This is a genomic window from Bacillus sp. FSL K6-0138, assembly GCF_037982765.1.
GTDB classification, from domain to species: Bacteria; Bacillota; Bacilli; order Bacillales; family Bacillaceae; genus Bacillus; species Bacillus glycinifermentans.
The window spans coordinates 3966376-3991155 of record NZ_CP150286.1 but is presented as its reverse complement, the minus strand read 5'-3'; the positions used below and the strand labels follow the sequence as shown (position 1 = coordinate 3991155).

Genomic DNA, 24780 nt, shown 5'->3' with positions numbered 1-24780 from the left:
CCTGTTCTGTGAACAGGCGGTTTTTCACAGGCTCACTTTCACATAAGCCCCTTTTTCCATTGCATCGGCAGCGGTTTCCGTCATCTGGCGCACATTCTCGGAAAGGGTGGAGGCGGGTGTTTTTCTGCCGTCTTGGATCACTTTCGGATCGATCAGCCTCTTTTTCAATGTTTGATGAAAGGTGAAATCGTTTGGTCCGCCTTGTTTGACGCGCTGTTTCGCCGTGCTCAGCTTTTTCAGTTCGCCTTTGAGGCCGGGGCTTTCATTTAAGACCGCAATCAGTTCATCATCTGTTTTGAGAATATCGTCTTTCGTGATCAAGCGCATCTCGAGCGCCTGCTTCAGCACTTTGCTCACCAATTTCAGTCCGTACAAATTTAACGGGTGCATAAAAAAATCGACGACTTCCCGATAATAAAGGCGCGTAAACCATTCGGCAGCGCTGGTGGAAGTGCAGCATATTTCCCCTTCAAAAACGATCAGTCCGGTTTCGATAAACTCCGCAATTTCGTCCTTCTTCGCAAAGCCGTAGGCAAGGGAGTCGCGCAGCGTATAATCGATGCGGTCTGCACACAAGGAGGGAGCGGGCTGTTCCAGAAGCGTCCATTTGCTGTCGTCGTATAGTAACTTCTCGTGGCTGAATCCGTATGTATGTAGAATATCCGGTATGTCGGAATGTCTGACCCATCCGGAAAAGATCTGTTCGTGGTAATCTTCATTTTCCATTTGAAATACATCATCAATCACATGGGAAAATGCCGTATGTGACACATCATGGAGCAAACCGGCTATTTGTTCCTCAAGGCTTCCGCCAAGCTTTCGGATCAGCAGCATGACACCGAGGCTGTGTTCGTAGCGGGTGACATTCCACCCGGGATGTACGAGAAAGCTCGCCCCGCCTTGATGGATTCCTTTAAGCCGCTGAACGCCTCCTGAGCGGATGAGCTCGTCCAGCACGGGCTCTACATCGGCTTCTCCGTACAGGCGGTCATTGATCTTCACGATGTTTCACCTTTAAACCGCTCTGTCAGCTTTTTCCGGTGTGCTGCCATCATGTCTTCAAGGGATATGTCATACATTCCTGCAAGCATAATCAGATTCCCCATCACATCACCCATCTCCTCGACGAGTTCCCGCTTTAATTCGCCGGCGGAGCGCTTCGTCTCATCGGGACGGTCCCTGCCGATTTCATAGGCTCTGACGGCTCTTGCCAGCTCGCCCGCCTCCTCCATTAAAAAACCGATTCTAATAAAAGGGCCGTACTCGCTCCAGCCTCTTTTTTGATAAAACTCTTTCGTCCATTGTTCTGCTTCTGTTATCATGACGATACACTCCCATTATAAAAAAATTCATTTATATTATCGCACACGGAACAAACAATATATAGTACAATGTTAGTTGTTTTAATCAATATCTTGAGTTGGAGTGAGCTGAATGAAAACGGTATGCGTCTATTCGGGGTCAAATATGGGTGAAAACCCGGAATACAAGAAAAAAGCAGCAGAGCTCGGGGCTTACATAGCCGAGAAAGGACTCCGTCTCGTATACGGCGGTTCAAGGATGGGATTGATGGGTGTGATCGCCGATACCGTGCTGGAAAACGGCGGTGAAGTGACCGGCGTCATGCCGAAGGGCCTTTTTCAAGGCGAGGTCGTCCATCAGCGTTTAACAGAGCTGGTGGAAGTCGGCGGAATGCATGAACGCAAAGCGAAAATGATGGAACTCTCTGACGGGTTTATCGCCATGCCCGGCGGATTCGGCACTTTTGAAGAATTATTTGAAGTGCTTTGCTGGGCGCAAATCGGCATACACCAAAAACCGATCGGGCTTTATAACATCAGCGGGTACTTTGAGCCGCTGCTCGAAATGCTGAAGCACAGCGTTCAAGAAGGCTTTTCAAACGAGTCGCACCTGAAGCTGATCTATGCATCATCAAACCATGAGCAATTGATCGACCAGATGAACGAATATCGTTATCCGGTGTTAGAGAAAAAGTGGAAAGAATTATAGAATACATAAGGCAAAGGGGGACGGGGATATGAAAAAGAAGCGGAATGTCGGTTTGCTGCTGTTTGATGAGGTGGAAGTGCTCGATTTCGCCGGACCGTTTGAAGTTTTTTCAGTAACTGCGGGCAGCGGAGAAGAGCGCCCGTTTGAGGTCAAAACGATCTCGGAAACAGGAGAAGCGGTGACGGCAAGAAACGGATTGACGGTCGTGCCTGATTTCTCAATCGGGAATGCCCCGCATTTTGACATATTGATCGTTCCCGGCGGCCCCGGCGCGCGAAACCGTGAAGTTTACAATGAACGGCTCACCGGCTGGATCAAAAAAGAAGCCGGACATACAGAGCTTTTGCTGTCCGTATGTACGGGAGCGCTCCTTCTGGCAAAAACCGGTTTATTAAACGGAAAAAGCGCGACTACGCATTGGGCGAGCTATGACAGGCTCGAGCAGGAGTTTCCGGAAGTGAACGTGGTTCGGGGCGTGAAATTCGTTGATGAAGGAAATATCGTCACCTCAGGGGGGATTTCCGCCGGAATCAATATGTCTTTCCATATCATCAAACGGCTGCTTGGGGAAGAAACGGCACGGCAAACGGCAAAGCGGATGGAGTATGACAGCCCGTTCGGAACATAAAAAAGAGCCTCCGGGGAAACCCCGGGAGCTCTTTTTGCCCTATACTTCAGCGCGTCGTTACCTGCGCGTCAGGATTTTATCGATTAAGCCGTATTCTTTTGCTTCTTCAGCCGATTTAAAGTTGTCGCGGTCAGTGTCGCGCTCAATGATTTCAAGCGGCTGTCCAGTGCGTTCCGCAAGAATTTTGTTCAGCTTGTCGCGCAATGAAAGAATGCGTTTTGCGGCAATTTCGATTTCAGTCGCCTGACCTTGAGCTCCGCCGAGCGGCTGGTGAATCATCACTTCACTGTTTGGAAGGGCATAGCGTTTCCCTTTCTCACCTGCAGCAAGAAGGAACGCACCCATGGATGCCGCCATTCCCGTACAAATCGTGGAGACTTGCGGCTTAATAAGCTGCATCGTATCATAGATCGCCATACCGGCCGTAATGGAGCCGCCCGGGCTGTTAATGTAGATGCTGATATCTTTTTCAGGATCTTCCGCTTCAAGGAACAAAAGCTGTGATACAATGGAGTTCGCAACATTGTCATCGATTGCCGACCCTAGCATAATGATGCGGTCTTTCAGCAGGCGTGAGTAGATGTCATATGCTCTTTCCCCGCGATTCGTCTGTTCAATGACTGTAGGTATTAAATTCATAATGCTCCTCCTTCACCTTAAAAGGTAAGTATGTAGTTTAATCATACATTTTTGGTCAATAAAGGTCAAACAAAAAGCGTTTCCCCAAACGTTATGATCTGTGTACCATTTTTCCCAAAATGACAAAGATTCAAACGGCATGCGGAAATCTAAATTTCTTCAGTACGTTTTGCATGATAAGAAAAAAGGTTGAAATTTGAAAGAAGATCGAGTATAATAATCATTGCTGACGCATAAAGAACATAACGTGCGCTCGTAGCTCAGCTGGATAGAGCGGTGGTTTCCGGTACCACGTCTGCCGGGGGTTCGAATCCCTCCGAGCGCGTCATATAAAGTCAGGGAAACAAGGGTTTGGCATGGTGCCGCCCTTGTTTTTTTATACATCAAACCAATCATTGTCTATCGCATTTTTAATTTCGTCCAACATAAATTCGTAGAAGTGATCTGCCATATGATAGATTCCTTCTTCGTACGCGCTCCAATTGACGACCGGACATTCTCCGTCCTTCATCTTTTCGGTATCAAGGCAATAGCAGTATTCATCAACATCCTGGATGATGACATACCCTTTTGGAATACGAAAAGACTTGAATGAATGATGGTACGCCAAGATGTCACGGCATCCGTTGATATCAAGTTCATGGCCGCCGCCGCCGAACTCTTTTAAAAACCATCTGAAGCTTTGAGGAAATGTCACTTGAAGCTCTTTTTCAGTTGCTTGAATGTCTTCTTCGCTTTGCTTTTCAAACGTATGTTCACGATGATGCTCTTTTAACAGTTGCCTAATTTTATTTTTGTATGTTTCCAATTGAATCCCCCCCGCAGGACCATTTTAACAGCTTTAATCATTTACATCCATTTGAAGCGTGATGCAATACATAAAAATACGCTCCACTCGGATCCCGCATCATCAGGGAGAGAAATTGAAACAGACTGGGCGCGGATTGAAGGAAAAAAGGGGAAAGACAAGGGTTTCATCATGCCCTTGTCTTTTTTCGCTGAGTGTCACTGAAAGTGTTTGATTTTCAAATGTTCAAAAACGGCTATCCCGTTTTCGGCAAACAGGGTGATGCCTTGATCGTGCAAGCCGGGAAAAGCCTGATTTGAATGAACAACCCGGCCGTCGTCAACGAACATTTCCACCGTTGTTTTATCGACGATGATCGTGACATGGACCTTTTTGTTGTTTGCATCAAACGGCGCTTTGCTTTCAATGTAAGTGCGGCTTTTGTCGGGCTGTTTCGTAAAGCCTCTGTTCACATAAGAGTATCCGTCTTCCGCGCATATTCCCGCATCAATGTGGCGCTTTCCGTCAGCCGATTCCCTGAGCCTCAATCCGATATTTTTAGCGTCAGACCAGGAGATATCTGCGTCAAGCATGTAGGTATCTCCTTTGACAGACAGCGTTTTTGACCCGTTGACTTCGATTTTTTCAAACTCATCGGTTGAAACGGTTAATTGGTCTAATTGGCTGATAGGCTGCGATGCGAGGCTGTATGTATTCCCGCCGTCGTGTTTTAAGCGAATCTCCCGGACGATCGAATCTGTCCCGTTGAAGCCGTCATTCTGCGTCGGCGTATCATTTGCATAATCCCAATTATTCATCCAGGCCATGGCATAGCGCTTGTCGTATTGATCGCTGGACTCGCCGTCTTCGAAGGTCACGCCGGCATACCAGTCAAAGCCGTAGTCGAGCCATTTCGGTTCTTCTTGATCGGCCTTGAATTCCTTTCCAGTGAAGGTGCCTGTCCAATATGCATACGTATTCGGTTTGCCTGAAGGCTTGCCGTTGGCGCTCGTGCCGAGCACCCACTTATACGTTCCGTCGTCTGCCCGCATCATGAAGAGATCTGGACATTCGACCGTGCCGATGTTTTGCGTGAGAAATCCTCCTGTATACCGCCATTTCTTCAAATTATGAGATTCGTAAAAACCGATTTTCGCTCCTTCCGCCAGCGCCATTACCCATTTTTGATCCTGCTCATCCCAGATTACTTTTGGATCTCTGAAATCCACCGTACCGGGATTTGACAAAACCGGGTCGTCCCCGTAAGGAGTAAACGTTTTTCCGCCGTTTTTGCTGTACCATAAAAACTGTTCTTCTTGGCCGCTGTCTGATGCCGGCTGGGTCATAATCGCAATGACCGCTCCTTTTCCAAAGCCCGCCGTGTTCTTTGAATCAACGACGACTGATCCGGACCATGGATCACCGTTTTTGTTTGTATATTTCGGAATGGCAACTCCTTCGTCCTTCCAGTGCACCAGATCGCTTGATACCGCATGGCGCCACTCCGTTCCGCCACCGTCCGGATAATCGCGGTTGTAAAGATAATAGTAGTGGTACTGTCCGTTCATATAGACGGGCCTTTGGGGATCGTTTTTCCATTTATCCGGCGCCGTCAAATGAAACGCGGCACGGTGTGATGCGACGGTTCGGATTTCTCCCTTTTGTTCCGTCTCGCGGGCCGGCAGCAGGATTGCCGTGAAAACCCCGAGACAAGAGATAAAAACGCTTATCCGTTGATATACTTTCATATTCAAGCAAATTCCTCACTTTATGTTATAAGATGACACACGAAAAGAAAATGCCGATTGCGACCGGCATTTTCTTTTTCGCTTTATTAATCGATTGTTAATTGTCCTTGCGCCAGAATGCTGTTTTGAACGACGGATGTTTTTGACCCTTCGATGTTCAGCAAAAAGCTTGGCGCAAATGTGGAGTGATGCTCGTTCGAAATACCTCTGTTTGTGATATAGCTTGTGATCACAACTTGATTGCCTTTCGCTTGCGGAACGGCAAAGTGTGAATAAGTAAATGTGATGTCATTGTAATCCTGATCCATATGAAGTACGAGTCCGGATTTATTTAATGGCTTGAATGGCCCGGTCAGAGAATTTGATACATAGCCGAGCATATAAATATCCTTTGAACCAATGCCGTCAATCGTCATTTTTGAGCCCCTTGAATCTGTGAGCAGATACCATTTGCCGTTCATTTTAAAGAGGTTGGCGCGTTCGATTTCGTCTGTCACCGTATTGGAAGCGATCAACGGTTTCATCACTTTTTTCAAGGTGTAATCATTGTTTAATTCAACTATTCCGAGCGCACCGTTTGCCAATTCAGCGTCTTTTTTCTTCGGTCCCTGAAGCAGTTTGGTGCTTTCTTCCTTGAAGAACGATTTGTTTCCGCCGTAGTAAGCTCTGTTGAATAGAGAATCTTCGCCTTGGTAGCCGGTTTTTGTGCCTGTGTTTGCTTCAAACACGAGGTATTTATGGCCGTGGTCTTCGACATAATGCGGATCTCTCATCGTATGATTGTCGCCTGAGCTGTAGTTTCCTTCGTCAATGAACTGCTGGACGTTTTGGTATACCGTTCCGTCGGCGCCGTCAAAGACCGATTTATGGTCTTCCACGCCTTCAATTTTGAGAGTGTCTGAATCCGGCTGAGAGAAATTGACTTGAGCCGTTGTCAGCGTTTGCTTGCCGTATTGCGAGCCGGAGAACGCCGTGTAAAACAGTCGGACTTTTCCGTCTTTTGTTAATGTGGCAGAACCTGACCATTCCTGTGTTTGATATTTAAGGTACGGATCGTTAGGAACGAATTTATCGCTGTCTTTAAACACTCTGCCGGCGTTTTTCCAGCTGTCGATCGATGTCTCGCCTTTCTTTTGATAGAACAGGTAGATCGATGTATCATCGACGTTTTTCGGGTCTCCCGCCAAGGCGAATACGAGATTGTAGCCGTGGTACGTTGCCACTGTGCCGTCAGGATTTTGCAGCGGCCAGCTGTCCCAAACGTCTAAGTCGATTAATTTTCCTGAGCTGTCATATCCTTTTGCCGAAGGAATGTTTTTGATGGATGCAGGATCGAATTGAGGGACTTTAAATTGTGCGCTTTTCTGCTGTTCAGGAATTTTCAGCATATCATTTCTTGTAATGTGCGAAATTCCGTAGCTCTTCCTGTAATCTTTCGTTTCGGTTTCTTTGGCAAAAGCCTGTGTTGCTCCTCCTGTCAGCAGTGCGGCTGCAAAGGTTAGGGCTGCTGTTTGTTTTGCGATTTTTTTGATGTTCATCAAAATTCCTTCCTTTCATGATCGTGATAGGTCAATCTTTCAAAAACGATCTTTTCGGTTGTCAGTCACCTCCAGATGTCGCCGGAACAGAAAAAAGACCTAAAATGTGTAAGGTCATAACGGCAAAAAGATAGACTTTGCCCTTCACACATTTTAGGTCTTGCCTGCTAAAGCACAGTAACAATCCCGACGTTATTGAATTATCATCATTCTAATATACCCAGAGGTGGGGCTCAACTGGTCTAAGTTCCTCTTTTCCTATACACTATTTTACAACTAGACTAATAAATAAGTCGAAAGGCTCTTATATATATCGTTCTATTGTAGGATGAGAGCGCTGCTGCGGGCGCCGTTCAAGCAAGCCCGAGCACGCAGTTTGCCGCAGCAAATGTTCCATTCCCTGAGGCTTAAATCGTCGGAAATGAGAAGGCCCTTGTCTTTTATTAATCGTCGAAATCGATAAACATCGTGATATTTTTCCAAAATGGATCGGGAATCCGAGTTTTTCCTGATCGTGTCTTGACAGCGTTGTGAAAATATCAGCTTCTCTTCCGGTTTTGACTTTTCCCAGCCAATCCGGGTCTTTCAGGATGGCGCGGCCGATTCCGATCAGATCGACGCCTGTTTGGAGGGCGCGCACCGCATCTTCCGGTTTGCGGATTTGCCCTGCACTGATGAGGGGAATGCGCTCACCGGCAAGCTCTTTGATCAGTTCGATTCGCGTTCGGACACTTGTTGCGCCTCTGCGGGGCTTAGACCAGAAATCGACGAGGGATACGTGCAGATAATCCAATGGCTGTTCTGCGAGGACATTGACGAAAGCCAATGTTTGATCCATCGTGATCCCTGGTGTTTCCGGTTCTTCAGGCGAGAACTTGTACCCGAGGAGAAACGATGGTTTTTGGTGGCTTTCCGCCACACGTTTGATTTCTTCTATAATGCGGAGCGGAAATGTCATCCGCTTTTCCAGCGTGCCGCCCCATTGATCGCTGCGCCGATTGTAATAAGGAGAGAAGAACTGATGGACGAGGTACCCGTTGGCACCATGGATTTCGACTCCGTCAAACCCCGCCTCTATCGCTCTTCTCGCCGCTTGGCCGAACGCAGCGATGATATCTTCGATTTCTTCGTCAGACAGCGGATGGGGGATGGGCGCATTCGGCTGATTCGGGGCGACGGTGCTCGCGCTGACCGTCCGTTCAGCGCCTCTTGCTTCGACATGGAAGAGCTGGAGGATCGCTTTTGCCCCATTTTTCTTTAATGCGGATGCAAGCCGGCTGAGCCCTGGTACTTGATCGTCTCGTTCGGCTCCCGGGAGTCCTGGATATCCGGTCCCCGGCAGGACAGTCGTTGCTGAAGTGATCACCATCCCGACATCTTTTACGCGGGCGTCATAATATGCCAGTTCGTCATCTGAAATCAATCCTCCCGGCTTCGAGGACATGTGCCCCATTGGAGGCATGATGACTCTGTTTTTCAGTTGAACGCCGTTTTGAAAGGTAAACGGTTCGAATAGTGAAGCGAATTGTTCTTTCATGTGTCTTTCTCCTTTTTTGATTTAACAATAGCAATGAGCCAGATTTCCGACAAGAACGCAATTTTTTTATATATGCTTTAGAAAAGTAAACCGTTAACCCGCTTTTCTTGATTGCCAGCCTGGCTTATGGTAGGATCTAGTCAACATTGACGAGCAATGCAAGGGGGTTTTGCTGTGGATTCAGCGGTACGGCATCATAAATGTTCCTCTGTTGTTCATGACGTATTGAATATTCTTTCCGGAAAGTGGTCGTTTGCCGTTCTGGCCGAGCTTACAAGGGGCAAGCGCAGGTTCAATGAGCTTAGAAGAAACCTGGGGAACGTCAACACAAAGGGATTAACGGACACATTAAGACATCTTGAAGAAACCGGAATGATCTCCAGGCACGTATACCCGACCGTTCCCGTCACAGTAGAGTATGCATTAACAGAAAAGGGAAAAGCATTCCGGAGCGTTTTTAAGGAGATGGCCAGCTGGGGAGAAAAATGGCTTCCGTAATGGAGCCTTTTTATTTTGCCTTCGTTTTGCAGTTCCAAATATTTCTGCCTTTTGGTATAGTGTTAATATGTTTAAATTTGCAACAAAAGGTGATCGAATATGAAAGTGATGGCAATTGCTCCTTATGAAGGATTGAAAGAGCTGATGATTCAATTGGCCGGCGGCGAGGATTTTGAATTCGAGGCGGCTTCCGGAGATTTAGAGAAGGGCGTGGAGCTGGCGAAACAAGCGGAAGCAAACGGGACTGATTTGATTATCAGCAGAGGTGGAACCGCTGAGCTGATCCAGCAAGAAGTTTCCATACCGGTTGTGGATATCGAAGTGTCGGGATACGATATGCTGCGTGTGCTTACGCTTGCCAAGGGCTATCCCGGCAAGGCGGCAATTGTCGGATTTCCGATGATTGCCGATGGCGCGTCGGCAGTGTGCGAAATTTTGGATATCCGGATCGATGCCTACACCGTATCAGACGAACGCGATGTTGAACCGGTGCTTCTTCAGCTCAAAGAACAGGGCTATCAGATCATTATCGGCGATGTGATCACAATTGAGAAAGCAGAGCGGCTCGGTTTAAACGGACTGCTTTTGACATCCGGAAAAGAAAGCATTGCCAAAGCTTTTGCATACGCTAAAAAACTGTATTCCTTTTTAGAGGGCATCAAGCAGAAGTACGCTGTGCCGTATCACATTTTACAAAAGGCCGAAACCGGTTATGCAGTATATAACAAGACATTGCGGCAGGTTTTTCAAAACGGCGTATTTGCCGAACATATCGGCTTGCTGGATAATCTGGAAGAGCTGATCGGGGAAGCGGAAAAGAAGGGAATCATCCATTTTAGACTCCGAAAGCATGGGCGGACATGGAATATCACGGGGCGCAGGTTTTTCGCATCAGACGAGGCATTGACCGTATTTACCGTGGAAAAAGCAAAAGATGTTCGCGTTTCTTCGTTGCCCGGTGCAGCGATTCTTTCTCCTTTGCGGACAAGCTATATGGAAACATCGAGGAATGAAACGATGCAGCAGGTGCTGAAAAAAGCGGAGTTGTTCGCGGCAAGGCGGGAACCCGTATGGATCAACGGAGCGCCCGGCTCAGGGAAAGAGAGCCTGGCCGGGCTGATCCATATGAAGGGTGAGGACAAGCATGAGCCGTTTCGAAAAATCGATGCCGGTTTGCTGTCTGAAGCAGAATGGGAGCAAGCGTGTGAAAGCGAAGAATTCTTTTCAGGGAGAGGAACGCTATACATCAAACAAGTCGATCGCATGCCGCTGTCCTCGCAACGGCTTTTGCTCAGGCGGATCAGCGAACCGTATGATGGGCCGAGGCTGATCGTTTCTTCTTCCCGCAGGCGCGCCGGGGAATTTTCAAATGAATTATATGATGCGCTTTGTCATTTGGAACTGGACGTTCCCCCTCTTTCTGAAAGAAAAGAGGATATTTTATATCTGGCTTATCAATTTATTGCAGAAAGCAATGAGGCATTCGGCAAACAAATCGTCGGCTTTCGAAGTGAAGCTGGTGTTCTGCTTGAAGAAGCGAAATGGCCGGGCAACCTCAGCCAATTGAGAAAAGCGGTCCAAAACTGTGTTCTCGAAGCGCAGGGCGTTTATATCGAGAAGGCTGACGCTGAACGGGTCCTGTGCCGCTTGAACGAAGAAGAAAGAGAAGACATCGATCTATCCGGAACGCTCGAAGAGATCGAAAAAAGGATCATTCAAAAAATCTATGCCGAAGAAGGGAACAATCAAACAAGAACAGCGGAGAGGCTCGGCATCAACAGAACGACGCTTTGGAGAAAATTGAAATCGCCGCATTGATAAACACCCGGTTTAGCCGGGTGTCAGCTTGTAGAGAAAAACATGTTTTTTCCTACAAGCTTTTTTATTTCATAAAATTTCTTGTTCATTTTTTAATCTTTATAAAAGGAAAAAGCCCTCCCACACACTTAGCCAAGCTTGGCTAAGTGTGTGGCAATCTTCTTCATATTCTGGCAAGCGGCGGTGAGGAGAACTTGTTCGCTCACATTTTGTTTTCCCCTCAACCGGCAGTAGCGAAGCCCATGCAGCTGTTTTGAATCTGCAAAGCTCCGCTCTATTTTTTCTTTTCTTTTTTTGTAGAGGATTTTTCCGGAGTCGGACAAACGATTTTGCCTGACCTTTTCTTTATGGTCCTCCCATATGTGTCTTGAGACGACCTTCTGGTGGTTTTTCGATCTTGTACAGTTTTCAAGCAGAGGGCATGAGACACACTTTTCAGGGTTGGACTTATAAAATCTGTTGCCTTTTCGATCTGTTGTTGAGTATAAGAGTGTTTGTCCGTTCGGACAAATGTACTGATTTTTTTCACGGTCATAATGAAACTTCCACTTCGGAAACAAACCTTTTGTAGGATGAAAGCGTCTATGAGCAATAACGCCAAAAATTCGACGGTCGGACAGTCCTTTACAGATTGGAGTTGTCAGATAGCCAGAATCAAGAGCGACGGCTTCAACTTGAAAACCAAATCGTGCGATTTGGTGGTCTAATCGATCGAGATAAGGCGCAGAATCATGGACATTACCGGGCGTTACATAGGCATCGGTGATGATATTGAATTTCATATCCGTTGTTCGGTGATCTAAATAGAAAAAACCTTCAGGTTTGTTTTCACGGTAAAGATAGCCGCTTTCGGGATCAGTTGTACTATGACGAATTTCCTTTTTAGTTTTCACCTCCTCTTTGGCTTTTAAAGGCTTTTTTCCGCGTGCTTCCCGATCTTCTTGGACGGCTTTATCCAAGTCCTTTATATAGTTTTGTGTATCCTGCTCAATCGTTTTTCGCGTATATTTATGCTTATTGGCATTGGCTTTGAGGTGAGTTGAATCTGTGAAAAGGACACGGCCTCCTACCATATCATGATTAATGGCCTGAAGAACGATCTCATCGAAAATGTCTTGAAAAATGGTCGTATCTTTAAAGCGTGTACGTCTATTCCAACTGATGGTTGAATGGTGAGGAACTGGATCGTTGATGTTTAACCCTAAAAACCATCGGTAAGCCATATTATAGTAAATTTCTTTTTCGAGCTGTCTTTCTGAACGGATACCGTAAAGGTATCCGATAAACATCATTTTGAATAAAATCAACGGATCAAGTGAGGGGCGGCCTTTATTTTCGCTGTAGTAAGGTTTAACCTTTTCAATGATAAAAGAGAAATCGATGTACTTGTCAATTTTACGAAGCAGGTGATCCTCTTCAACAAGCTGATCAAGCAATACAAATTCAGCTTCGTTCTGGGAAGAATTCCTTGTGTAGAACATGAACAGACACCGTCCTTTTAGAAGGCTTTTCTTTATTATAAAATGGTGAAATGGATAATTTAAGGGAAAAATGAAAAAGGCTGTCGATTTTCTCGACAGCCTGACACCCGGTTTAGCCGGGTGTTTTATTTTGTTTGTTTTAATATGCAACGATAAATAAAAATTATTTAGATAAATAACGTTGATTATTGAAACATTTATGTATATAATCGTTTTTGAAAACGCTTTACAGGAAGGGGAGGCAATCATGGGATTCGTACCAAAGGGGATTTATCCCGCCATGCTGACACCGCTCACAAAAGATCAAAGCATTGATGAATCGGCGTTGAAACAGTTGACGAACCATTTGATCGATGCTCATGTACACGGGCTTTTTGCGTTGGGTACCAACGGGGAATTTCATATGTTCAACATCGAAGACAAGCTGAAAGTTGCAGAAATCATCATTCAAGAGACAGCCGGACGCGTTTCCGTCATGGTAGGGAGCGGGGGAAACAGTACAGAAGAAACGATCTGGCTTTCTAAGGAAATGGAGAGGCTTGGCGCAGATGCGCTGTCGGTCATCACGCCGTTCTTTATCCCGCCGACACAGGAAGAAGCGGCGGCGCATTATAAAACAATCGCGGCATCCGTTTCACTTCCGGTCCTTTTGTACAATATCCCTTCAAAAACAGGTTTCCATTTAGAACCGGAAACGGTGGCAGAGCTTGCAAAAGTGGATAATATCGTCGGAATTAAGGACAGCAGCGGAAAATTTGAAAACATACAGAAGTATATCGAGCAGACGAAACAAGAAGACTTTGCCGTTTTTGCAGGCACCGATTCGCTCATATTGAAGACGCTTCAAGCGGGCGGAGCGGGAGCAGTCGCAGCAACGGCAAATATGCTCCCTGATATCGTGACGTCGATTTATCGCCATTGGACAGAGGGTGAGACTGAAAAGGCGGAGGCTGCCCAGAGGGAGCTTCAGCCGCTTCGCGATACGTTTCGGTTAGGAACGATCCCGGCGGCCCTGAAAAAAGCGGTGGAGCTTTATTCGATCCCTGTAGGCTCGCCGAAAGCGCCCGTCAAAGAGCTGACCGGTCCGGCGCTCTTGGAGGTCGAAAAAATGGTCGCTTACTATCAATCAAAATAGGGAGGTTTCAAAAATGCCAGCGAATTATCAATTTCGGACGGCCGCTCATATCGTCGCAGGCGAACATTCGATCCGCCGGCTGAAAGATCATGTAAAAACGATTGTGCCGAAGGCGGACAGAGCCCTGATTATTACCCAGCCGTCGATCGTCAAGCTCGGCACGATCGGCGAAGTACAGGCTCAGCTTACAGAGATCGGCATCCAGTCAGATGTTTGCACAGCCATATTGCCGGAACCGACCGCTCAAAATATTGAAGACGTATTTAGAGGCATCCGTGAGAAACGATACGACATTCTCATCGGAATCGGCGGAGGCAGCGTTTTGGACGGAACGAAAATATTGTCCGTGCTGCAAACGAATTCGAAAAGGGTCGAGGAGTTGCTCGGGACTGATTTGGTCGAAAAGCCGGGAATCCCGACCGTGCTGATTCCAAGTACTTCTGGGACGGGCGCAGAGGTGACGCCGAACGCAATCGTTACGCTTCCCGAAGAGGAATTGAAAGTCGGCATCGTCAGTCCGCTGCTGTTGCCGAAGCTGGTCATTCTTGACCCGGTCATCACCCTTGGATTGCCAAAACCGATTACGGCGGCTACCGGAATGGACGCGTTCACCCATTCGCTTGAATCGTTCATTTCGACGAAAGCAAACCCGATCAGCGATATGTTCGCTTTAGAATCCATTAGACTGATTTCGGCAAGCATTGTGGAAGCATATGAAAACGGTTCATCGATACAAGCGAGAGAAAACATGCTGCTCGGTTCGATGTATGGAGGCATGGCGCTGACGGCCGCCGGAACTGCTGCCGTTCACGCCCTTGCCTATCCGCTTGGGGGGAAATACCGAATTCCCCATGGTGTCGCCAATTCGATGCTCCTTCCGCATGTGATGGAGTTTAATATGGATGCCATTACAGAACGGCTGTCTCTTGCCGCTGAACCGATGGGAATCACCGCCTCTGATCTGACCGTTGAACAAGCGGCTGAGGCCGTTGTGCAGAAAATAAGAGAGTGGACGAAGCGGCTGAATATTCCTCAAGATTTAAAAGCATACGGCGTAACCGCAAGCGATGTGGACGATTTAGCCGACTCAGCTTCAAAAGTGACGCGCCTGCTTCATAACAATCCGAAACCGCTCAGTCTGGAAAATATAAAAGATATCTATCGAAAACTAATCAACTAAAGGATGAAGACATTGAAAATTGCAATCATCGCGGATGATTTGACAGGGGCGAACGACTGCGGCGGCCAGCTGGTTCATTACGGGATGGATGTTTCCGTCAAACATGACGCCGAATTCACCAGACGGGAAACGGACGGTGCCGTTATTTTCAATACGGACAGCAGATCGCTGTCAGCCGCAGAGGCGAAGGCGGCTGTGAAAAACATCAGTGAACACATCTCCCGGCAATCGTTTGATATCGTCTACAAAAAAATCGACAGCACGATGAGGGGAAATATCGGAGCCGAACTTCAAGCGATGTCTGAAGTGTTTCAGCCGGATTTCGTGCTGGTGGCTCCCGGATACCCCCAAAACGGACGCCAGGTCATCGGCGGCGTCCATTATGTGAACGGCGCAAAGCTGGAAGAAACCGAAGCGGCGAACGATCCGAAAACGCCTGTAGCAGAATCGAATATTCAAAGGTTAATAGAAAAGCAGACTCGAAAAAAGAGCGGGCATCTATCATATGAAGACATCCGCCGCGGAGACGGGCATGTCCGAAACAAGCTGGAACGCTTTCGGGCGAAGGGGATTTCGTATGTCACGGCTGATTCAGTTCATGAATCCGATCTGCAGGATCTGGCGTTTATCCTGCGGAGTTTGCCGTATTCTATCATTTTGGCCGGCTCGGCGGGCTTGATGAGCTGTCTGCCCAAAGCGTTCAATCTGAAAGAAAGGAAGCTCGGGCAAACCGTTCCCTCTTCCGGTTTACCGGTTATGTTTGTCGTCGGAAGCATGAGCCCGACGGGGAGGAAACAGCTTCAGGAGCTATTCGCCGCACGTTTGGCTGAAAAAGTAGAACTGAGATCAGAACGCGTGCTGTGCGGCGAAGCTGAGAAAAGAAACGAGTTCGAACGGCTGAAGGAAAGGGCGGCGGACGTCCGGCGCCGTTCGAAACACATCGTCCTCTGCACCTCGGATAATGCAGCAGAGACACAGAAGATCGGTGAAAGCCGCGGATTCACCCCGGTTCAAACGAGCAATGCGGTGTCCGGCGCACTTGGCGAATTGGCGGGCGAGCTGATTCAAGCTTTTCATGTGAATCGGCTGTTTTTAACCGGAGGTGACACGGCATACCAAGTGCTGCGTCAGCTTCGCGTCCATGAGATACGATTGCTGGACGAAGTAGAGCCAGGCGTTCCGCTGGGAGCAGCCGGAGAAGATTTGTACATTGTGACAAAGGCCGGAAATTTTGGCTCCCGGTCGGTGATGGCAAATGCGGCAATCAAGCTACAAGGAGGATAAACAATGGAGAAACCGGTTATCGGCATTACAATGGGCGACGCGGCAGGCGTCGGTCCGGAAATTATCGCAAAAGCTCTCAAATCCCGCAAAGTGTATGACATGTGCAAGCCGCTCGTCATCGGCGATATGAAAATGCTGAAAAAAGCCGCCGTCCAAATCGGATCAGAGGTTGTCATTAACAAGGTGATGCATCCGGACGAGTGCGGTTTTGTACATGGAAAGATCGATTGTCTCGATATCGATCTGCTGCCTGAAAACCTGCCAGTTGGAAAGGTATCGGCTGAAGCCGGAAACGCCGCTTTTCATTTCGTGAAAAAAGCGGTTGAACTCGCTCAAGAAAGCTGTATTCAAGCGATTTGCACAGCACCGTTAAATAAGGAGGCGCTGCATAAAGGCGGACACCGATACCCGGGGCATACGGAAATTCTCGCTCATTTAACAAATACAACCGACTACAGCATGATGCTAGCTTCGCCAAAACTGAAGGTGATTCATCTGACAACGCATCAAGGGCTGATTAAGGCGATTCAGTCGATTACGCCGGAGCGGACCTATAAAGTCATCCGTCTCGCACATGATACATTGACAAGAGCCGGATTCCAACGGCCGAAAATTGCGGTTTGCGGAATCAACCCTCATGCAGGGGAAAACGGGCTGTTCGGAAGCGGCGAAGAAGAACGGCAATTGCTTCCGGGGATTGAGCAGGCGGCAGCCGAGGGAATCGATGCCGGCGGCCCATACCCCGCAGACACGCTGTTTTACAAGGCTGTTCGGGGAGATGTTGACCTTGTCGTAGCCTGCTACCATGATCAGGGGCATATTCCGGTCAAAGTCCTCGGGCTGGAAGAGGGCGTCAACATTACGGTCGGATTAAACGGCGGGATCATTCGCACCTCTGTCGACCACGGAACCGCATTTGACATTGCGGGGCAGAACAAAGCCGATGAAAGAAGCATGCTCGCTGCTTTGCGGTCAGCCGCTGAGCTTGCGCCCAAATCGTAGAAAAATGAAAGAAGGTTGGTGCATCTCATGAAAGTCGTATGTACATCACCGTCATTTGCGAAATACTCTGATGATCCCGTCTTGTTTTTGGAAAAAAGGGGCATGTCGCTCGAACGCCTTCCTGCAGATATAACCGAGGAGCAGTTCATTGAAGCGGCAGGAGGAGCGGATGCCGCGATCGTGGCGTTTAACAAGGTTACGCCGTATGTCCTGGATCGTCTCCCTTCTTTAAAAATCGTCTGCAAACATGGCGTCGGCGTTGACAATATCGATCTGCACGCTGCGAAAGAGCGCAGCGTCTGGGTGACGAATGCCCCTAACGCCAACAAACATGCAGTCGCAGATTTTGTATTCGGCCTCATGCTATCGGCTGCAAGGCAGATTCCCGCGGCCGACAGGGAGACAAAGCTAGGAAATTGGCCGAGGATTTTTGGATCTGACGTTTACGGCAAAACGCTCGGCATCGTCGGACTTGGCATGATCGGAAAAGAAGTCGCCAAACGGGCGCGAGGCTTCAATATGAGTGTTTTAGCCTATGATGTATTTCCCGATCGTGCATTCGCAGCCGATCATCACATCCAATTTACAGAGCTTGATCAGCTCTTGAAAGAAAGCGATTTTATCACGCTTCATATGCCGCTGACAGCCGAAACGGAAAACATGATCGGCGAACAAGAATTAGCCGCCATGAAAGAAACGGCTTATCTGATCAATGCTTCAAGGGGAGGCATCGTGTCTGAGCGTGCGTTATATGACGCCTTGGCGAACGGGAGCATCGCAGGGGCTGCGCTTGACGTATATCAAACCGAACCGCTAAAGCAGCACCCTCTCTTTGAGCTGGACCGTTTTATCGCCATGCCGCATATCGCGGGGTACACCCGCGATGCCGTACAGAACCTTGGCATGATATGCGTCAAAAACATTGCCAGTGTACTGATCGACAAACAAAAACCGGAGTTTGTCGTCAACGGGCTGTGAATGTGTTTTCATTCATGCCCTGCATCAAGATTTGAAAGCGTTTTCTACAAAAGGGATGAGGTGGATAACATGTTGAATCACCCGGTTCAAAAAAAGTCGAATGTACGCTGGGTTGTCGCGTTTATGATGTGGGCTGCCATTGCCATCAATTATATTGACCGGACAGTGCTCTCGGCTGCTGCTCCCTATATTACAGAGGAGTTCAACTTGACAGCCGGCCAAATGGGAATCATCATGTCCGGTTTCTTCTGGTCGTACGCTCTGCTGCAGCTGCCTTCAGGCTGGGCGGCCGACAAGTACGGCCAGAAAAAAACGCTCGGTTTTGCGGTCGTCTGGTGGTCTGTTGCTACGGCGCTGACGGGGCTTGCGACAGGCTTCAAATCCCTGCTCGGGCTGCGGGTCGCACTAGGAGTCGGGGAGGCTGCTGCATATCCGAGCAATGCGGGGATCGCCGCCAAATGGTTTCCGAAGAAAGAAAGGGCGACAGTAGCCGGAATTTTTGACAGCGGGTCAAAGTTTGGCGGAGCTGTTGCAATGCCTTTGATCGCCTGGATGATTGCGGTCTTTGACTGCAAGCTGACATTTCTTTTGATCGGACTTGTCGGCATCGTGTGGGGAATTGTCTGGATGATTTTCTTTAAGGAGAATCCCGCCGATCATAAGCGCGTCAATGAGGCTGAACTTGCCCATATTAGGGAAGGGCAGGCTCACACGGAAGAAACGGGCGGCGGCCAGCCGCTGAAGTGGTATCAGCTATTTAAATATCGCAACATATGGGCGATGTGCATCGGATTTTTTATGATCAATTATAATTCTTACTTCTTTATCACATGGCTGCCGACTTACCTTGTCAAAGAAAGGGGCATGGATTTAATCGAAATGGGGATCATGGCGTCTCTCCCGCTTTTGACTGCAATGGTCGTCGAAGTCGGAGCCGGGTGGATGTCCGACCGGATATATGCAAAGGGAAAACTGTCGCTGACAGCTGTCCGGAAGCTGTTTTTAATTATCGGGCTTGCCATGGCTTCGTGCATCGGTTTTGCCGCTTTTGCAGATTCGGCTATCTTGGCCGTCATCCTTCTTTGTGTAGCGAAATCGGGAACGACCGTTGCCGCGTCCCAAGTCTGGGCGCTTCCGGGGGATGTGGCGCCGAAAAATATGACATCGATGGTTGCCGGTATTCAAAATACAGTCTCTAATATGGGCGGAGTCGTCGGACCAATCATCACCGGCTTCATCGTCGGCGCAACGGGTTCTTTCGTGCCGGCGCTCCTTTTTTCGGCTGCCTTGATCATCGTTGCCATTTTAAATTATCTATTCCTATTGGGAAAAGTGAAACAGATTCAAGTATAAGGAACAGCCCGGCTCATGAGCGGCCGGGCGTTCTCTCATTTAAAATGATTTCAGCACATGCTCCCTGTATTGTTTCGCACCTTCAGCAAGCTCGCTTTTTCCGGCCGTGCCCGCTTGATAGAAGACGTACGGCGGAAGGTATGTAGTGCCTATGAAGTTGCTTGTAGCCTGAAAAGGCCTTAACAGTTCGCTGATCGAATAGTGGTTTGAACCGCCGGCCTGATAGGCCTCTTCACCGGCCCCGGCAGAAACCGCAACCATGAATTCTTTCCCTTGGAGCGCCTTGCCGGTTGATCCGTAGGCCCATCCGTAGAGAAGGACGTGATCCAGCCATTTCTTCAAAAGCGACGGCGAGCTGTACCAATACAGCGGGAATTGAAACACAATCCGGTCGTGCTCCTCCAAAAGGCGCTGCTCTTTTTCCACGTCAATGACCTCATCCGGATACTCTTTATACAGCTCATGTACCGTGATATTCGGCTCGCCTTTCAATTCTTCGACAAATGCCTTGTTCACCGCGGATTGTTCCATATTCGGGTGAACCGCCAGCACCAACACTTTCATAATATTCATCACCTTCTTTTCCATTTTATTCATTTTAATCGATGTGGGATGAGCGATTCAACAAATATGCACAGCCGCCTCTTTCTAATCAAATCTACCGATGACAAAAGTCACTTTGTTTCAGCCGGCTGCCTGGTGTCCGGGGATCAAAAACCGAGTTTCTTCATTATATATAAAAGTCTTTAAAGACCTGTCATGAAATCAAAGGTTCGGTAAATAAAACAAATAGGTGAAAACGGAGCTAAAGACGCATGTCATTCGCTCGATTTAGTAACACGACTATTCCGAATGTTTGGCAATTTTGTATTGGATTGTTTTTGCGATCATTTGAAGATTCAGAATGATCAAAGTCAATGATCTCCGTTTTATGCAGGTAATATGGATGAGTGCTGTCCTAACTGTTTCGTGTCCTCATCAAGAATGCTTTCACTTCCTGAATCGTTAACCCCAGTTCCTTCGCCTCTGTCATGAGCGCTCTCCAGTCGTCGATGTTGGCTTGTGTAATCTGTCTGCTTCGGTAAAAGGTCCGTTCTTTCTTTTGCTGCCTGAGGCGGTGTGTAAATTGAAACAGTTCTTCCTGGTTCATCCCCGCCTGAACAGCCTCTACCAAATGGGTTCTCCATTCCTCATCATGTTCGGCCCGACGGTAAAGGATCACTTCTGTATCAAACAGCTCTTTCAGCTCCACTTTCAGCGCCTGGGAGATTTTTTTGAGAAATTCGACAGAAGGGTTTCTGTGAACTCCGCGTTCAATCTTGCTTAAATACGATTTTGAAACGCCGGCTATGTCTGCAAGCTGGTTGATGGAGTAGCCTTTTCTTTTTCGGTACATGCGGATGACCTTCCCGATCATACTAAATCCTCCCCTTCCCCTTCACCATTCGATTTAAACGCTTTCTTGTTCATTATAAGAAATAAATTGTTCTTTATAAAATTCAAAAATTTAAGATATCAACAGAAAATAGAAGAAAACGAACGAATTTGTTCTCTAAAGAGAACTATATAGCTAAATTCAGCATTTTTCAATTCAAATTTTTTCTTTTATAATCCAATCATTAACAAACGGCATTCCTGAGGAGGCAGTCAAGCATGAAGGAAAACATAGATTTTAGAGAATTGATTGCGATATTACGAAAACGAACTGTTCTAATCCTGGCTTTGACAATAGGTGTAACGATGATCAGCGGATTCATTCAGTTCTTTGTGCTGACACCTGTCTATCAGGCTTCGACGCAGATTTTGGTCCATCAGGTCGGTGAGAAAAAGGGGAGTGCCACATTCAGCGATATTCAAATCAACCTTCAATATACGCGGACGTTTCAAGCGCTGTTAAAGAATCCGGTTATTTTGGAGCAGGTAAAACAAGAGCTTGATTTACCGGAATCTGTCGGCGGATTGAAGGAGAAAATTACGACGAGCAGCGAAAGCGAATCAGAAATTATCAACATCTCGGTTCAAGATAAAAGCCAAAAAAGGGCGGCCGAAATCGCGAACACGTTAACGGCTGTTCTCAAAAAAGAAATTAAACAGATTATGAATACCGATCGTGTAACAGTTCTTTCAAAGGCTGACATTGTCAAATCGCCGACACCGGTCAGACCGAATTACAAAATGAATATTTTGCTGTCTTTTGGAGCTGCATTGATGGCTGGAATCGCCTTGGCGTTTTTTCTCGATTTTCTCGATGATACGGTGGCGCGTCCGTCGCAAGTCGAGAAGGAGGCGGGATTCGTTTATCTCGGAAGCATCGAACAGATGAAAGGCAAGAAAAGCAGTTTCCGAAAAGACTCTAATATGAATATTCGCGTAAAAACCGGAAGGAGTGAGCCGCTTGGCTATTAGAAAAAAACGCTCGCGAAAATACGAGTCAGCGCTTGTCGCTTTGCATCAGCCAAATACGCCGATTGTCGAACAGTACCGGACGATCAGGACGAACATCGAATTTTCCTCTTTTGAAAAGCCGTTCAGATCACTGCTGATTACATCCGGTCTTCCGGGAGAAGGGAAATCGTTCACCGCTGCAAACCTGGCGGTCGTTTTTTCACAGCAGGAAAAAAAGGTTCTTCTTATCGACGCGGATTTGAGAAAACCGTCTATACACAAGATCTTTCAGCTTGATAATCATTCAGGCGTCACAAATGTGCTGATGAAAAAAACGCACCTGGAAAACGTCGTTCAGCAAAGCCAGGCAGAGAGCCTCCATGTGCTGACAAGCGGGCCGATTCCGCCGAATCCGGCCGAACTGTTGTCATCACAGGCTATGGAGGATTTGCTTGCGGAAGCGTACAAGCAGTACGACCTTGTGCTTCTGGACTCTCCACCGCTCTTGCCAGTTGCCGATGCGCAGATTTTAGCGAATCAGGTGGACGGGAGCATCCTGATCATTTTAAGCGGAAAAACAAAGCTTGATAACGCCATTAAGGCAAGGGATGCGCTCAATTCCTCAAAAAGCGAGCTGCTTGGGGCGGTCTTAAACGGAAGGAAAGTCAAAAAAGCGCGTCAATACAACTATTAGCAATTCAAAGGCCGCATCAGGCCGAAAAAAGGTGATGTCTTCCTTACCTATATCAATGGAGGCACTCGGCTCTACTGTGGGCAGGCGTTTTCGGCTGCCTTAGATGCAAGTCGTCGATGGCGGGGCGTGAGGACGGGTTAAATGCCCATTTTACTCTCATCATTTTCGGATTCATCAATGTTTGTATCTTTTTAGCTGATGGTATTTTGCCTGAAAAAATTTCATCAGCTAGAAAGATACTTGAGGAGGTAGGAAATTGACATATCGGAGAAGGCTTTCCATTATCACCGCACTCGATTCGTACTTGGTTATGCTGTCTATTTTCATCGGGTACCAGCTGATTTTGCCATCATATGAATTATACCCTTCGGAAATGCTGCTGATGACCTCGCTGTTTCTGCTCGGCTCCCAGCACTTATTTGCCCATTTCTTTCATCTTTATAAAAAAGTGTGGGAATATGCGAGCATTGGGGAATTGTGCGTGTTATTAAAATCGATTACATTGTCCCATCTAATGACAATATTTATTGAACTGCTGTTCTTTCAAAATGTTCCGATCCGCCTGCTATGTTTAAGCTGGCTGTTCCAGCTGCTGCTGATCGGAGGATCGCGGATGATGTGGCGGATCATCAGGGAGCGCGTGAACAAAGGAAGCAAGGGATCTGCCAGAGCCCTCATCATCGGCGCAGGTTCAGCAGGCAACCTAATTGCAAAGCAGCTTTTGCAGAAGCACGAATTGAATATCGAGCCTGTCGCTTTTATCGATGACGACAAAACGAAGCACCGCCTCGAAATTATGGGACTTCCCGTATTGGGAGGGAAAGGACAGATCGTTCAGGCGGTCAGGCAAATGAATATCGACATGATCATCATCGCCATTCCGTCCCTGACCGTCACTCAAATGCAGGAGATGTACAAAGCGTGCGCACAAACGGGCGTCAAAACGCAGATCATGCCGAAAATCGACGAGATTTTGCTCGGCAGGCATCCCGTCGGCCAGCTTCGCGACGTCAAGGCAGAGGATCTTCTCGGCAGGGAGCCCGTTCAGCTTGATACGAGCGAAATCTCCAATACCGTAAAAGACCGCGTCGTTCTTGTCACAGGTGCAGGAGGCTCAATCGGCTCGGAAATCTGCCGGCAGATCAGCAAATTCAAGCCCAAATCAATCATTTTGGTCGGCCATGGAGAAAACAGCATTCATTCCATATTGCTTGAGCTGCAAGAGAAATTCGGAAGCAGTGTCAGCTACTATCCCGAAATCGCCGACATCCAGGACAGGGAGAAAATGTTCTTGCTGATGGAGCGCTATAAACCGAATGTCGTTTATCACGCAGCTGCGCACAAGCATGTTCCGCTCATGGAAAAGTGTCCGAAAGAAGCGGTCAAGAACAACATTCTCGGCACGAAAAACGTCGCCGAAGCCGCTGATGAATCAGGCGTCGAAACGTTTGTCCTCATTTCGTCGGACAAAGCGGTCAATCCGGCCAACATCATGGGCGCGACGAAGCGTTTTGCCGAAATGCTGATTATGAATCTTGGCAAAACGAGCAAAACAAAGTTCGTCGCTGTCCGCTTCGGAAATGTGCTCGGCAGCAGGGGAAGCGTCATTCCGATTTTCAAAAAGCAAATCGCCAAAGGCGGCCCCGTAACCGTGACACACCAGGATATGACCCGGTATTTTATGACGATTCCGGAAGCTTCAAGACTGGTCATTCAAGCGGGAGCCCTTGCAAAGGGAAGGCAGATTTTCGTGCTCGATATGGGAGAGCCTGTAAAAATCGTCGATCTTGCGAAAAATCTCATTCAGCTGTCAGGTTACACGACAGATCAGATCAAAATCGAATTTACGGGCATACGGCCGGGCGAAAAAATGTACGAAGAACTGCTCAACAAAAATGAAGTGCTGGCTGAACAGGTTTTTCCGAAAATTCATATCGGCAAGGCGGTCGATGTCGAATGGACAGTGCTCAAAACCTTTATGGAAGAGTTTATGTATCTGTCGGACCGCGAGCTGAGAGAGCGTTTGTTCAGCGCTATCGGACAGCGTGAGAAAAAGCTGGTGACAGCGCATTAGGAGGAAGAATC

At 47.7% G+C, this 24780-nt stretch carries 23 protein-coding genes and 1 tRNA gene; 14 read left to right on the top strand and 10 right to left on the bottom strand.

What is annotated here, in order from left to right:
• Nucleotides 1–24: 24 nt before the first annotated feature.
• Both MHB78_RS21050 and MHB78_RS21045 read right to left on the bottom strand, forming a co-directional pair.
• Complete coding sequence (locus tag MHB78_RS21050) at nt 25–1002, bottom strand: HD domain-containing protein (RefSeq protein ID WP_046131837.1); 978 nt, start codon at nt 1000–1002, stop codon at nt 25–27.
• On the bottom strand, nt 999–1322 hold the full coding sequence (locus MHB78_RS21045) for a MazG-like family protein (RefSeq protein WP_046131838.1): 324 nt from the start codon (nt 1320–1322) through the stop codon (nt 999–1001). Before MHB78_RS21045 ends, MHB78_RS21050 begins: the two co-directional genes overlap by 4 nt.
• A 112-nt stretch (nt 1323–1434) precedes the next feature.
• Between MHB78_RS21045 and MHB78_RS21040 the strand changes: the two genes are divergently transcribed.
• Nucleotides 1435–2010 carry a TIGR00730 family Rossman fold protein gene (locus MHB78_RS21040; RefSeq protein WP_046131839.1) on the top strand — a complete coding sequence of 192 codons (576 nt, stop codon included), beginning with the start codon at nt 1435–1437 and terminating at the stop codon, nt 2008–2010.
• Nucleotides 2011–2038: 28 nt separating this feature from the next.
• Entirely contained in the window at nt 2039–2638 is a 600-nt protein-coding gene (locus MHB78_RS21035; RefSeq protein ID WP_046131840.1) for a DJ-1/PfpI family protein, read from the top strand.
• A 57-nt stretch (nt 2639–2695) separates the two neighbouring features.
• Here MHB78_RS21035 and clpP read toward each other — a convergent pair whose 3' ends face one another.
• Nucleotides 2696–3277, bottom strand: coding sequence for an ATP-dependent Clp endopeptidase proteolytic subunit ClpP (clpP, locus tag MHB78_RS21030; RefSeq protein WP_046131841.1), 582 nt, complete (start codon nt 3275–3277; stop codon nt 2696–2698).
• A gap of 249 nt (nt 3278–3526) precedes the next feature.
• Here clpP and MHB78_RS21025 point away from each other — a divergent pair.
• Nucleotides 3527–3602, top strand: a tRNA-Arg gene (locus tag MHB78_RS21025).
• A gap of 51 nt (nt 3603–3653) precedes the next feature.
• Here the strand turns inward: MHB78_RS21025 and MHB78_RS21020 are convergent.
• The 4 genes from MHB78_RS21020 to MHB78_RS21005 form a co-directional block, all read right to left on the bottom strand.
• Complete coding sequence (locus MHB78_RS21020; RefSeq protein ID WP_046131842.1) at nt 3654–4085, bottom strand: SMI1/KNR4 family protein; 432 nt, start codon at nt 4083–4085, stop codon at nt 3654–3656.
• Nucleotides 4086–4282: 197 nt separating this feature from the next.
• A complete protein-coding gene (locus MHB78_RS21015; RefSeq protein WP_099047077.1) occupies nt 4283–5818 on the bottom strand; it encodes a glycoside hydrolase family 32 protein in 1536 nt (511 codons plus the stop codon).
• An 80-nt stretch (nt 5819–5898) separates the two neighbouring features.
• A complete protein-coding gene (locus tag MHB78_RS21010; protein WP_046131844.1) occupies nt 5899–7350 on the bottom strand; it encodes a glycoside hydrolase family 68 protein in 1452 nt (483 codons plus the stop codon).
• A gap of 304 nt (nt 7351–7654) precedes the next feature.
• On the bottom strand, nt 7655–8887 hold the full coding sequence (locus MHB78_RS21005; RefSeq protein WP_231947399.1) for an NADH-dependent flavin oxidoreductase: 1233 nt from the start codon (nt 8885–8887) through the stop codon (nt 7655–7657).
• A 174-nt stretch (nt 8888–9061) separates the two neighbouring features.
• On the opposite strand from MHB78_RS21005, the gene MHB78_RS21000 reads away from it, so the two are divergent.
• Nucleotides 9062–9385, top strand: a complete 324-nt coding sequence (locus MHB78_RS21000; protein ID WP_046131845.1) for a helix-turn-helix domain-containing protein — start codon at nt 9062–9064, stop codon at nt 9383–9385.
• 99 nt (nt 9386–9484) lie between these two features.
• Complete coding sequence (locus MHB78_RS20995; RefSeq protein WP_046131846.1) at nt 9485–11203, top strand: sigma-54-dependent transcriptional regulator; 1719 nt, start codon at nt 9485–9487, stop codon at nt 11201–11203.
• A gap of 128 nt (nt 11204–11331) precedes the next feature.
• Here MHB78_RS20995 and MHB78_RS20990 read toward each other — a convergent pair whose 3' ends face one another.
• Complete coding sequence (locus MHB78_RS20990; protein WP_046131917.1) at nt 11332–12684, bottom strand: IS1182 family transposase; 1353 nt, start codon at nt 12682–12684, stop codon at nt 11332–11334.
• Nucleotides 12685–12931: 247 nt separating this feature from the next.
• On the opposite strand from MHB78_RS20990, the gene dapA reads away from it, so the two are divergent.
• From dapA to MHB78_RS20960, 6 genes are all read left to right on the top strand, one after another.
• Entirely contained in the window at nt 12932–13819 is an 888-nt protein-coding gene (dapA, locus tag MHB78_RS20985; RefSeq protein WP_046131066.1) for a 4-hydroxy-tetrahydrodipicolinate synthase, read from the top strand.
• Between the two features lie 13 nt (nt 13820–13832).
• On the top strand, nt 13833–14999 hold the full coding sequence (locus MHB78_RS20980) for an iron-containing alcohol dehydrogenase (protein WP_046131063.1): 1167 nt from the start codon (nt 13833–13835) through the stop codon (nt 14997–14999).
• Between the two features lie 3 nt (nt 15000–15002).
• Nucleotides 15003–16283, top strand: a complete 1281-nt coding sequence (locus tag MHB78_RS20975; protein ID WP_046131062.1) for a four-carbon acid sugar kinase family protein — start codon at nt 15003–15005, stop codon at nt 16281–16283.
• A 3-nt stretch (nt 16284–16286) separates the two neighbouring features.
• The gene (pdxA, locus tag MHB78_RS20970; RefSeq protein WP_046131061.1) at nt 16287–17285 is read left to right on the top strand and encodes a 4-hydroxythreonine-4-phosphate dehydrogenase PdxA; all 999 of its coding nucleotides are present in this window, start codon (nt 16287–16289) and stop codon (nt 17283–17285) included.
• 27 nt (nt 17286–17312) lie between these two features.
• Nucleotides 17313–18263 (top strand): phosphoglycerate dehydrogenase, encoded by a 951-nt coding sequence (locus MHB78_RS20965; RefSeq protein WP_046131060.1) that lies wholly within the window; start codon nt 17313–17315, stop codon nt 18261–18263.
• A 69-nt stretch (nt 18264–18332) separates the two neighbouring features.
• Nucleotides 18333–19616: an MFS transporter gene (locus tag MHB78_RS20960; protein WP_046131059.1), complete on the top strand. Its 1284-nt coding sequence runs from the start codon at nt 18333–18335 to the stop codon at nt 19614–19616.
• A gap of 39 nt (nt 19617–19655) precedes the next feature.
• Here MHB78_RS20960 and MHB78_RS20955 read toward each other — a convergent pair whose 3' ends face one another.
• Nucleotides 19656–20180, bottom strand: a complete 525-nt coding sequence (locus tag MHB78_RS20955) for an NAD(P)H-dependent oxidoreductase (RefSeq protein WP_046131058.1) — start codon at nt 20178–20180, stop codon at nt 19656–19658.
• A gap of 394 nt (nt 20181–20574) precedes the next feature.
• Nucleotides 20575–21033, bottom strand: a complete 459-nt coding sequence (locus MHB78_RS20950; protein WP_046131057.1) for a helix-turn-helix domain-containing protein — start codon at nt 21031–21033, stop codon at nt 20575–20577.
• A gap of 236 nt (nt 21034–21269) precedes the next feature.
• Between MHB78_RS20950 and MHB78_RS20945 the strand changes: the two genes are divergently transcribed.
• The 3 genes from MHB78_RS20945 to MHB78_RS20935 all read left to right on the top strand — a co-directional run bounded on the left by MHB78_RS20945 (nt 21270) and on the right by MHB78_RS20935 (nt 24769).
• On the top strand, nt 21270–22022 hold the full coding sequence (locus tag MHB78_RS20945; RefSeq protein WP_046131056.1) for a Wzz/FepE/Etk N-terminal domain-containing protein: 753 nt from the start codon (nt 21270–21272) through the stop codon (nt 22020–22022).
• Nucleotides 22012–22695, top strand: a complete 684-nt coding sequence (locus tag MHB78_RS20940) for a CpsD/CapB family tyrosine-protein kinase (protein ID WP_173427496.1) — start codon at nt 22012–22014, stop codon at nt 22693–22695. Before MHB78_RS20945 ends, MHB78_RS20940 begins: the two co-directional genes overlap by 11 nt.
• 256 nt (nt 22696–22951) lie before the next feature.
• Nucleotides 22952–24769, top strand: coding sequence for a nucleoside-diphosphate sugar epimerase/dehydratase (locus MHB78_RS20935; protein ID WP_046131054.1), 1818 nt, complete (start codon nt 22952–22954; stop codon nt 24767–24769).
• The last annotated feature ends 11 nt before the right edge of the window (nt 24770–24780 follow it).

Coding starts and splice junctions, on each gene's coding strand:
- MHB78_RS20965 (WP_046131060.1), top strand. CDS start 17,313: ATGAAAGTCGTATGTACATCACCGTCATTTGCGAAATACTCTGATGAT.
- MHB78_RS20980 (WP_046131063.1), top strand. CDS start 13,833: ATGCCAGCGAATTATCAATTTCGGACGGCCGCTCATATCGTCGCAGGC.
- pdxA (WP_046131061.1), top strand. CDS start 16,287: ATGGAGAAACCGGTTATCGGCATTACAATGGGCGACGCGGCAGGCGTC.
- MHB78_RS21045 (WP_046131838.1), bottom strand. CDS start 1,322: ATGATAACAGAAGCAGAACAATGGACGAAAGAGTTTTATCAAAAAAGA.
- MHB78_RS21035 (WP_046131840.1), top strand. CDS start 2,039: ATGAAAAAGAAGCGGAATGTCGGTTTGCTGCTGTTTGATGAGGTGGAA.
- MHB78_RS21040 (WP_046131839.1), top strand. CDS start 1,435: ATGAAAACGGTATGCGTCTATTCGGGGTCAAATATGGGTGAAAACCCG.
- MHB78_RS20995 (WP_046131846.1), top strand. CDS start 9,485: ATGAAAGTGATGGCAATTGCTCCTTATGAAGGATTGAAAGAGCTGATG.
- MHB78_RS20955 (WP_046131058.1), bottom strand. CDS start 20,180: ATGAAAGTGTTGGTGCTGGCGGTTCACCCGAATATGGAACAATCCGCG.
- MHB78_RS20960 (WP_046131059.1), top strand. CDS start 18,333: ATGTTGAATCACCCGGTTCAAAAAAAGTCGAATGTACGCTGGGTTGTC.
- MHB78_RS20950 (WP_046131057.1), bottom strand. CDS start 21,033: ATGATCGGGAAGGTCATCCGCATGTACCGAAAAAGAAAAGGCTACTCC.
- MHB78_RS21010 (WP_046131844.1), bottom strand. CDS start 7,350: ATGAACATCAAAAAAATCGCAAAACAAACAGCAGCCCTAACCTTTGCA.
- MHB78_RS21005 (WP_231947399.1), bottom strand. CDS start 8,887: ATGAAAGAACAATTCGCTTCACTATTCGAACCGTTTACCTTTCAAAAC.
- dapA (WP_046131066.1), top strand. CDS start 12,932: ATGGGATTCGTACCAAAGGGGATTTATCCCGCCATGCTGACACCGCTC.
- MHB78_RS20975 (WP_046131062.1), top strand. CDS start 15,003: ATGAAGACATTGAAAATTGCAATCATCGCGGATGATTTGACAGGGGCG.
- MHB78_RS20945 (WP_046131056.1), top strand. CDS start 21,270: ATGAAGGAAAACATAGATTTTAGAGAATTGATTGCGATATTACGAAAA.
- clpP (WP_046131841.1), bottom strand. CDS start 3,277: ATGAATTTAATACCTACAGTCATTGAACAGACGAATCGCGGGGAAAGA.
- MHB78_RS20990 (WP_046131917.1), bottom strand. CDS start 12,684: ATGTTCTACACAAGGAATTCTTCCCAGAACGAAGCTGAATTTGTATTG.